The sequence below is a fragment of the Segetibacter sp. 3557_3 genome (genome assembly GCF_004354985.1).
In the GTDB taxonomy this organism is placed as follows: Bacteria; Bacteroidota; Bacteroidia; order Chitinophagales; family Chitinophagaceae; genus Segetibacter.
In genome coordinates, this window is the sequence record NZ_SMSK01000021.1 from 83828 (window position 1) to 94150 (window position 10323).

A 10323-nucleotide genomic window follows, 5' to 3' on the forward strand; every position below is an offset into this window, starting at 1 on the left:
CACAAACGTGATGAAAAGAACACTTATTTATACAATGGTTATAGCCGTTTTGCTCACAAGCTTTTCGTGCAGTAAAGAACTTGATAAGGCGAATATCAACCCAAATGCAACTGAAAATGCACAACCCGATTACCTGCTTACCGGCGCAATAAAAGCCACTGCCGATGCTTACTGGGGAACTGCAAACAATATGAATTCAAGCTTACTGTTTGTTCAGCACTGGGCCAAGATTCAGTACACCGAAGAGGATCGGTTCGTGTATTCCAACAGTAGCTTCACCACGCTTTGGAACACGGGCTATTCTCAAAGCATTACGAGCTTCAACAAGATCATGGAACTGGGCACGTCGCTCAACAACAACAATTACAAAGGTGTCGCGCTTATTCTTCGCTCATGGGTTTTCCTGTTGCTTACCGATGCTTACGGTGATATTCCATACAAGCAGGCGGGCTCAATCAACCAATATATCACACCCGCTTTCGACCCTCAGAAAGACGTTTACTTTGGCTTGCTTGATGACCTCAAAACTGCAAAGGCCACGTTGGACCCTGCTGGCAAAGCCATAGCGGGCGACATCATTTACAGCGGCAATATTGCTCGCTGGAAGAAACTTGCAAATTCATTAAGGATTCGCATAGCATTGCGTATCGCAGATCGCGAGGCAGAAAAATCAAAGCAGGTGATTGCAGAAATTACTGCAGAAGGCGATCCTTATATCAGCGACAATTTGGATAATGCACAATTGGTTTACCTGAGTTCGCCGCAGCAAAATCCGGTCAGCGCCTCCTTTGAAACAAGGGATGATTACCGGATCAGCAAAACGATGGTGGATAAACTTTTTCAGCTCAACGATCCGCGTTTACCCGTTTATGCAAGTAAAACCCAAACAGCTACACCGCAGGAATATATCGGGGTGCCAAATGGGTCAACAACTTCCGAAGCCAGTAATCTGGGGTTTGCAAGAACTTCCAAACCGGGCGCCTACTTTCTTTCACCGCAGGCACCTGCAGTCATCTTCAGTTATGCTGAATTGTTATTCAATCAGGCCGAAGCTGCTGCACGTGGATTTACCGCTCAGAATGCAGCAGATCTTTACCAGCAGGCGATAAGGGCATCCTTTAAACAATACAATATCTCCGATGCTGCAGCAACAGCTTACCTGGCGCAAGGCGGTGTGCAGTACAACAACACCAACTTTAGAAAATCAATCGGTGAACAAAAGTGGATTGCGCTTTTCGGCCAGGGACTTGAAGCCTTTGCGGAAAGAAGAAGACAGGATTACCCCGAGCTAGTTGCTTCGCCCAACACCGTTCTTAACGGCCAGCTTCCCTCGCGGTTCATTTATCCCGGAACGGAACAGTCGTTGAATGGAGATAATTATAAAAAGGCTGTAGCCAACCAGGGACCGGATTTACTTACAACCAGGCTGTGGTTCGACGTGAAGTAGAGATCAAAAGGCAAAAGTTAAAAGGCAAAGTCAAAAGTCAAAATTCAAAAGTAAAAACGCTCAAGTAGAAGGAAGGTATCGCAATGAATTCTCGGTTAGCCCCGCATATAGCGGTACTCTTCTTTGCTTTAGCAACCCAACTTTCATCGGTAATACTTCACCATTTCTACTTCATAGTTCATACTTCATCATTCATTATTCCTAGTTCAATGTCGTTTACTTAAGGTGAGTGGCAGAAATTGGTGAATAAAGCGATGCGGTACAAGGGAGTGACACCCCGTCCGAACCGGTTCATCCGGGCGGGCAACGATGGCAAATAGAATTGCCACAGCTGGTCACCAATGATTTCTCTTAAGTAAACGACATTGATTCATCATTCATAGTTCATCATTCCTCATTCATAATTCATCATTCATACTTCATTAGTCCCTCTCCGCTCAACTAAATACAAGTTTGTGTTTAAAAGGGGTAACTCCTGTTATATAAACACGCATACCTTCTGTTTGTAGATTGCCAAAGTGTGTACTGTATCGCTCACCACCTAAGTTGGTGATCGCCTTATGGTTATTTGCACCGGGACCAAACGTGATGGCATCCTGGCCAAGTTGATACGTGCCCATGCCTTCTTCCAGAAAATTGTTCCCATTTTCGCCTTCAGCTACCCCGGTAAGTTTACCGCCTTCTTTAAAACAAAGCTCGATGGTTATGCGCACTTCGGCTTGCCCTTTTACTTCAAAGTGCAGCTCATTACTGCCATTTGTTTCCGTCAAAAAAATCGTGGTGTCCAGTACTTTCACATTGCTGACAGGCCGGTTCTTAAAATCCATTTTGTTCCAAAAACGACCATCTATGCTTTCGGATAAGGTATAGTCACCGTCAACCTTCCTGAGTTGTTTGGGTATGGGTTGATAGTAAGGCACACTTAATTTCTTTTGTAGCACCCAGGTGTTCCCTACCTTCTTTAGGCCATCACTGTAAAAATATCCTGTGCTAAAAAAACTCGTCGACAGGCGCATGTATTTTAGTAGGGCCTCGCCTTTCCGGAAGCCAAAAAAATCGGGGCTGCTCGAACGACCCGAAGCAATCATTACGGGTTGGTCGGTACCGCCGAACAGGGTTGTTGTTCTGTCATTACGCCTTATGCGCAATAGATGAGATTGGGTAAACAGCTTTTCAAAATTGGTTTCCGGGGCTGCCGCGGCCGGGAGTTCTTTTTGTAACATGGGCTCTTCCATAAAGTGAATGAGTGCCCGGTTTAAAACCCGCTCGTCGAAACCCTTAACCTGCTCTATTGTTTTTGCAATGCCGGCAAAAGTGCTGCTCTTATCATTGATGGCCATGTACCGGTAGAGCAGGTAATAACTTAAGATGGTTAACGGACTGTTCGGGTCCTGTTGTTTCCACACATATTGATCCTGCCTCCTGGAGTCGTTTGCAACCAGTTCGCCATTTGGTTCCATGTAGTACCAGGTGGCAGCGAGATTTTTTCTCACAGGTGCATACAAGTGGGGTTTATTCAACAACCTGCCAATTGAAAGAAATGCCGTATTCTCTACATAGGAATATATCCGGCTTCGTTCAGGATAGTTGCCATCAGCGTTGATGAAGACCCCTTCTGCAAGCCATTCTTCTATTCTTGCAACATACCTCCTATTTGGGTACAGGGCATTGATACGGGCCAACGCTGCACAAATTACCCATCGATGATTTGGGGTATGCAAACCTCCAACGGTCAAGGCGTCTCCTGTTTTTACAAGAAAAGCTTTAAGGTTATCCCTGATCAGTCTTACGGCATTGCCATTTTCAGATTGCAAAACAAACGCTGCTGGTGTTACAATCTCTACGATGAACGCGGTGTCGGGCGGCGACTCGAGGTTGCCAACGTTTACGGTTCCATCCGGGGCCTGTGCGCTTAGTAAGTGTTGGGTCAACTTCTCGATGGGTAGAAGTAACGAGGCATCATGGTAGTAACGCGATTGCTGATGGCAATAAGATGCGGTAAGCAGTGCAACATCGTACCCGATCTTACGGTTGAAGTCTCTTTTATCGAAACTTGTTGCCAATAGTTTTTCAACCACGCCGTCGTTAGCAGCTACCAGGCGCTGCATAAGCTCAGCTTCCGGCCGATAGTAATTCGTTGAAGCTGCCCTGGTAAGCAGGGAAGGACTTAGCCATACAATGGCCCCGGTTTTCAAGGATTGTTTAAGAAAAGTGCTGCGGGTTATCTTACTCATATGGAACTGTATGGTAGTATGCAATCAGTGCGGAACTATGGTGTTGAAGTAATCGAGCCCAAAGGTATGCGGATGAACGGAATGCGACGCCCGCCCGGCTGAGCCATTCGGACGGGCCCGCCAGGCTGAGCCATTTGGACGGGCAACGATGATGCCATGAAAACAAATGCCGATAGCCAAAAGCGATAGCTTAGTTCACAACTTAGATCAAACAAAAATATCAGGGTTTGATGCCCTGATATTTTGTTTATGCAACCTCCCGGTTATTGATAACCCGGATTTTGTTTCAGGTTTGGATTAGCCGTTATGGCATTGGTTGGTATTGGGTAAAGCCGGCGATAAGTTTCTGAATTCGTCTTGCCCAGTCCATAGCTGGTTTCGAATTTTCCAAACCGGATCATGTCGTTCCGATGCCAGTTTTCCCATGCTAATTCACGGCTTCTTTCCGCATAAATATCGTCGAGCGTTAAGCTGGTTAGCGCCGGGCTTGTTGTGCGCTGTGCCCGCAACATATTGATCAGTGATAGCGCGGTATGCCCCCCAGTTGGCGTACCCCCTCTGAAGATAGCTTCTGCTTTCATTAAGATGATATCTGAATATCGAAAAACCGGTACATCGTTATTCTGGTTCCTGGTGATGGAGTTCGCATCGGGGTAAAACTTAATGTTGCGGTAACCCGTGTTCCAGGCAATTTCATCCCTGCCAAGGTCGTACGAATTATTACCCAGTCTTGATGGCGCAAGTGGTGTCAGGTTCAGGTGGTAGGTGAATACCCCCGCAGGATCATTTCCAGTATAAAACTGGTTATACCCAAGATTGGTTGTTCTTACCATGATCGGGCTGCCGTCGTCCCAGTACTGCAACCCGGCAAGCCACTGCCGGTTTCGGATATCGTTAGGATCATTGAAATGCGCATAAAATTCATTCGTTGTCATGCGGGGTCCACTTGGCCTGTTGTTGATCAGCCCATTGCCGGTTGTGGCGTTGATGATGGGGTTTATATTGCCGCCGGGGGTAGAGCCTGAGTAGCGATACTTAATACCGAGGTTCCGGTTAAGATCGTAACGGGCGTAAAACATGTACCCGTTGGAAGTTGCGGGATCGTATGGAATTGCGAAGATGAATTCTTTTGTGGCCGGGCCATTTGTTGGATAAAACATCTGGAGATAGCTTGATCGCGGCTCGAGCACATACTGGGCGCCATTGCCGGCATTCATAACGCTATCGCAAGCTGCGATACATTCGTTGTACCGTGGCGAACCTGTATATACTTCGGCGTTAATGTACAGTTTAGCCAACAGCGCATGGGCCATGTACCTCGTGGGCTTGCCATAGGTAGCAGCACCTGTAGCTGTTTTAAGAAAAGGCATTGCTGCCTTAAGTTCACTTTCAATGAAACTAAAAACCTGTGTTCTTGTTGCATTTGTTTTTAGTTCGGTACTGCCATAGCTTGTATCCAGAGGAACATTTCCGAACAGGTCCAGCATTTGAAAATACGTAAATGCCCGCATGGTTTTTAGCTCAGCCAGGCTCGTGTTTTTTGTTGCGCCCTCAGGCGATTGATTGATGATAAAAATGGTTTGATTGCAAAGACCAATCATGTTGGATAGAGCAGACCAGCCGCCGCCTACAGAAGGGTGGTCCTTGGTCCAGGTATGACGGTGCAACTCGAGGTAACGGTTACCATCTATCCAGTCGGCACCGAAAATGGCCAGCAGCGACTCATCAGACGACATGCTTTGAAGAAAGTTGTAACCCACGGGGTAGTCGCCTCGTAAGGCAATGTAAACCGGACCCATCACGGAGTTGTATTGTGCCTCTGTTTTCGGATAAGTTTCAGGAGTAAGCTCTGTTGTTACTTCTACATCCAGTTTGTGGCAAGAAGTAAGTACCAGCGCAGCAACAACGAGGGATCCTAATTTAGATATTATCTGTTTCATAACTTCTTTTTGTACTGCTTTAAAATGATACATTCACACCAAACATAAACGTGCGTGTTTTCGGGTAAAAGTTGTTATAGTCAATGCCCGGGGCTGCGCCACCCTGGTTGATCTCAGGATCGATCCCAGTATACTTTGTAATGGTGAAGATGTTATTGCCGGTAACATACAGGCGTATGTTGTTGACATACTTAATTGGCTCCTTGAAGTTGTAGCCAAGGGTAGCATTGTCCAGGCGTACATAGTCGCCATTTTCAATATAACGGTTGGAGTAAAATGAATTCTTCGTATCCTTTATGTTATCGTCTGCGGCAGTCACGAGCAGGTTGTTTGCTGTTGCTGCTGATACAAAGGCAAGGTCTGCGCGTGTTGCATTGAAAATTTTATTTCCAAAAACTGCCCTGGCAAATACATTCAGATCAAGTTTTTTGTAGCGGAAAGTATTGCTCCATCCTGCCAACAGCTTTGGTTGTGCATCGCCCATGTAGAAGTAGTCTGCGCCAATCAGCGGGTTGCCGCTTCCCGTGGTTTTGCTGCCGTCTTTTTTGTAAAACTGCGATATCCCGTTTTCATCTTTACCAGCGTACTGCAGGGTAAAGAATTGACCCAATGGGTAACCAACTTTCAACAATTGTAAACTTGCGCCTGTTTGTCCGGGACCTTCAGGCGAGGTGTACCGGATAGAATCGCTATTGCTGTATGGACCTTGTAAACTGGTGATCCGGTTTTTATTGTGGGCCAGGTTAAGGCTTGATGTCCAGGTGAAATCTTTATTGGTAACCGGTGTAGCATTTAAGCTCAATTCAACCCCTTTATTGCTGATGCTTCCGCCATTCGCAATAATACGCCCGCCAGGCACCAGTGCCGAAGAAACGGTGTAAGTAAAAAGCATATCCGTTGTTTCTTTGTTGTACCAATCTACAGATCCGCTTAGTTTTCCTTTCAGGATGGTGAAGTCTAGTCCGAGGTTCGTAGTAGATATCTTCTCCCAACGCAGGTCGGGGTTTGAACCCTGTATGGGTCCGTAAGCGTTTTCCTGCACACCATTGTTGTAATAGGTGCCGGCTATACCATAGATCAGCTTGCTGGAGTAAGCGCCAATACCGCCTGAGTTACCTGTAACCCCATAGCTGGCCCTGAGTTTCAGGTCGCTGAAGATGTTCTGATTTGCCATGAAGTCTTCCTGAGTTATCCTCCACGCAATACTTGCTGAAGGAAAATATCCCCACTGGTAATTTGATCCAAACACCGAACTTCCGTCGCGACGTAAGGAAGCCTGTAAAAGATACTTGTCTTTGTAATTGTAGTTTAATCTTGCGAAGTCTGAGATCAACCTGATCTTTTGGTAAGTAAGGTCCTCACCAAAGTTTACGCGGTAGCTTGTTAACGCATAGGGGTTACCCAGGGTTAGATTGGAGTACCCCAATGCATCGGTTGGAAAGTTTGTGCTCGATGTTTGAAAACCTTCTCCGTTTGTATTGTCCTGCCAGGAATAGCCAACTACGGCATTGATCGTGTGCTCGCCCAGCTTCTTGTTCCAGGTCAGGAACGATTCAAGGGTTGTTGTTGTATTTTGAAACGTGTTGCGGATAGCCGAACCGTTCCTGCCAAACAGGTTTCCGATAAGGGTATGTCCAATGCCGATACCAGGGTCGGGGTTGTTGTAAAAGTTGGAAGTCGGGTACTGGCCATAGTAACTACCGTAAAACTCACCATGAAGGGTAGACGTTTTTTGGTAAGCTACGTTTGCATTATAGGTTAGGTTAAAAGGCAGCTTTACTTCAGTTGTAAATGCTCCAATCAACGAATTATATTTTGTATCATCCTCCGCATTATTAGTTATCGCTAAGGGATTAAAATACCCGGTAGTGTTCAGGTTCTCAAAATAACTGCCGTCGGGGTTCAACACGGGAGAAACCGGCAAGTGTTTAGCAGCCTGTAACAGCACGATATTCTGCAGCGGTACATAGTTAGAATTGCTGTTCGAGTTGGCTACATTAAGGCCAAACTTAACTTTGTCGTTCAACGCATATTGCTCTATGTTAAGCCGTGCAATGATCCTTTTCAACCGGCTCTTGAGCAGGATACCTTCTTTGTCGAAATAGTTTATGCTTGCGCTGTACGTGCTGTGTTCCGTGCCTCCGGTAAAAGATAAGTTATGGTTATGCGAAATCGCCTGTGATCGTTGAATGGCGCTTTGCCAGTCGGTGTCGGCGTTTTTATCATCGTTCGGCGAAAAGGCGGACCCGTTTGCGGCAAGATAGGCACGTATCTGTGCAGCATCCATCAGGTCTAAGCGATTGCTTTCTTTTTCAATACCAACATAACCGCTGTAGTTGGTTTGCACCTGGCCCTTGCGGCCTTTTTTTGTGGTGATCATGATAACCCCATTAGCGGCCCTGTTACCATAGATCGCAGTAGCCGAAGCATCTTTTAAAACGTCCATCGAGGCGATATCATCCGGGGCAACGGTTGCAATGTCGGCACCGGGAACACCATCAATTACATAAAACGGACCCTGCGGGCTATTAATGGTAGACGCTCCTCTGAGGATAACGGCAGCAGGCCGGTTGGGATCGCCGCTTGCTGATACATTAACACCTGCAACCTTGCCTTGTAACAGTTGTCCTACATCAGCAATGGCACCGCGGTTCAGGTCTTCGGGCTTAAGGCTGGTAACCGCGCTGGATAAATTCCGGCGATTGCTTCTGCCATAACCTACCACCACCACTTCATTTAACTGCGAAACCCTTTCACTCAGCACAATGCTTAGTGGCTGGTCGCCGGATACGGTCACCTCTTTGGATTGAAAGTTCACCGCCGACAAAACGAGGGTAGCTGAAGGTGCAGCTTTAATCGTAAAAGCTCCGTTTTGGTCGGTTACCGATTTTGTGGTTGCGCCTTTTACAGCAATGGTTACACCTATCGCAGGCTGACCTTTACTGTCTGCCACCGTACCTTTTACATCTTGTGTTCCCTGTGCTCCCGCAACCAGGTTTACAAGCAGGAAAAGCAGCAGCATCCATAAGTTGCTTTGCCACCGGATGGCTGTAGCTAATCGTTTTTTCATGATCATGTGTTTTATTGTTTAGAGCGTCTTGAACTTGTCTGCGTATTGGAGAATCAGCCCCGCTACTGTGAAGTGCCTACCTGTATAATCAGGCTATCATCCATTGCATTTTTTTTGGGGACCAACATCGGTTTTCATCTGGTCATCGTTGCCACGCTCGCTTGTACGGTTGTGCAATGCGCAGCGGCAGTTTTCGACGCTGAGCTTATACCGGGTATGCCCAAAAGCTGCAGTTGTATGGAGGCCATTATCTGCGATTATAGTGAGTTAATAGGGTTGATAATAAGGCTTAGGATAATACCTACGGATAAACTAAGGAACTTGCATTTTTGCTTTTGAACTTGGGTAGCATCGATAATGGGTATCGGGTCGGAGTAGGATTTTGCAAGCAAGAGTTGATTTGTTGTTGGTAAATGATGGTACCAAATTGAGCCTTTTATTGCGTACGGAATAACAGTAATGAAACTTTATTAACGAAAACGATTTCGTAATCCATTGCTACCGTGCATGGGTGAAATAGGGACCCGGCACAAACAGGGTGTGCTTATTTGGCCAAAGCAACATCGCTTAGTGATGGGGCAACTACCTGTTGCTTACTGTAAATGGGGCCCGAAGAAACGCCATAATTTACTTCTTATTTTCTGAATGAAGTTGAAGTAGCCCGCTTGTATAACCCGGTTCCAGGGCAAAGCATTCGAACACCTCATGGTGGATAAGCTGCAGCAAATTTCAACTGCAAGCGGGTAGGGTACGGTACTTGATAAATGAAAAAGCCTGAACAGGGTCGTTCAGGCTTTCAGGAGTAGGTAATCGTAAAAATGCACATGGTGCATAGCAAAGCTGTTTGACCAAAAAGCTGAATCAGGGCACACATTTTTGCTCCTTGGTGCTGCTGTTTGTATCAATATTCACCGGCTAACAATTTTGCTCCCGGCTCTCCCAGACGATCAATCCAGGTTGGTTTCTTTTTGCTCGTTACGGTAGTCGACTGCCTTCTTTACGCCATAGCCTACACCAGCCGCAATCAATAAGGTCAATCCTCCGTCTAACGGAACATCCGGGTCTTCACCGGGATCCTGGGCATGTGCTGGTGCGGGGAAGATGCTTAACCCGACAATAATGAAAAACGCCCACTGAATTGAAACAAAAAACTTTTTCATGCTAAATTGATTTGATGATTGTATTTGATCAAAAGTTTGTTCGTTAACTGCTTTAAGTAAAACCACAGGGAAGGGCCATTGCCCTCCCTGTGGATCAAAATGATTGTTCTACCAGCCGTTTGCCGGCTATTTCGCGATTAAGACGTTGATTGCTGTCAACTGTTTTCCTGGACCCTGTACATTCAGGCGGTAGGTACCTGCTGCCAGTGATCCCGGTGCCCGGATGGCAAAAGCAGCGTTGCCACCTGTGTGTTTGATCAGGGTTGTAGAGAGCAGCTCTCCTTTATTACTTACCAGTTGCGCAGTGTAACTTCCCGCAGCTTCTCCTTTAAACACGAGGTTGATGGTGCCGTTTTGTACCGGGTTAGGGTAAACGGTTAATCCGCCTTCTGCACTGGCCATATTTACTTTTACAATGCCGCTATAGCTTTCCTGGCCATTAAGCTGGATGGTCTTCACCCTGTAGAAGTGG

6 protein-coding genes are annotated in these 10323 nt (G+C 46.4%); 1 reads left to right on the plus strand and 5 read right to left on the minus strand.

Annotation, left to right across the window (positions count from 1 at the left end; genetic code table 11):
* Window positions 1–10 precede the first annotated feature (10 nt).
* Entirely contained in the window at window positions 11–1447 is a 1437-nt protein-coding gene (locus EXU57_RS22175; RefSeq protein ID WP_133270456.1) for a SusD/RagB family nutrient-binding outer membrane lipoprotein, read from the plus strand.
* A gap of 437 nt (window positions 1448–1884) precedes the next feature.
* Here the strand turns inward: EXU57_RS22175 and EXU57_RS22180 are convergent, their stop codons facing one another.
* The 5 genes from EXU57_RS22180 to EXU57_RS22200 form a co-directional block, all read right to left on the minus strand.
* Window positions 1885–3681 carry a hypothetical protein gene (locus EXU57_RS22180; RefSeq protein ID WP_133270457.1) on the minus strand — a complete coding sequence of 599 codons (1797 nt, stop codon included), beginning with the start codon at window positions 3679–3681 and terminating at the stop codon, window positions 1885–1887.
* Window positions 3682–3944: 263 nt separating this feature from the next.
* On the minus strand, window positions 3945–5621 hold the full coding sequence (locus tag EXU57_RS22185; RefSeq protein WP_133270458.1) for a RagB/SusD family nutrient uptake outer membrane protein: 1677 nt from the start codon (window positions 5619–5621) through the stop codon (window positions 3945–3947).
* Window positions 5622–5640: 19 nt separating this feature from the next.
* Complete coding sequence (locus EXU57_RS22190) at window positions 5641–8691, minus strand: SusC/RagA family TonB-linked outer membrane protein (protein WP_133270459.1); 3051 nt, start codon at window positions 8689–8691, stop codon at window positions 5641–5643.
* Between the two features lie 947 nt (window positions 8692–9638).
* Window positions 9639–9851, minus strand: coding sequence for a PID-CTERM protein-sorting domain-containing protein (locus EXU57_RS22195; protein ID WP_133270460.1), 213 nt, complete (start codon window positions 9849–9851; stop codon window positions 9639–9641).
* 126 nt (window positions 9852–9977) lie between these two features.
* Window positions 9978–10323: T9SS type A sorting domain-containing protein (locus tag EXU57_RS22200; protein WP_133270461.1), on the minus strand; the 346-nt coding region annotated here is incomplete at its 5' end.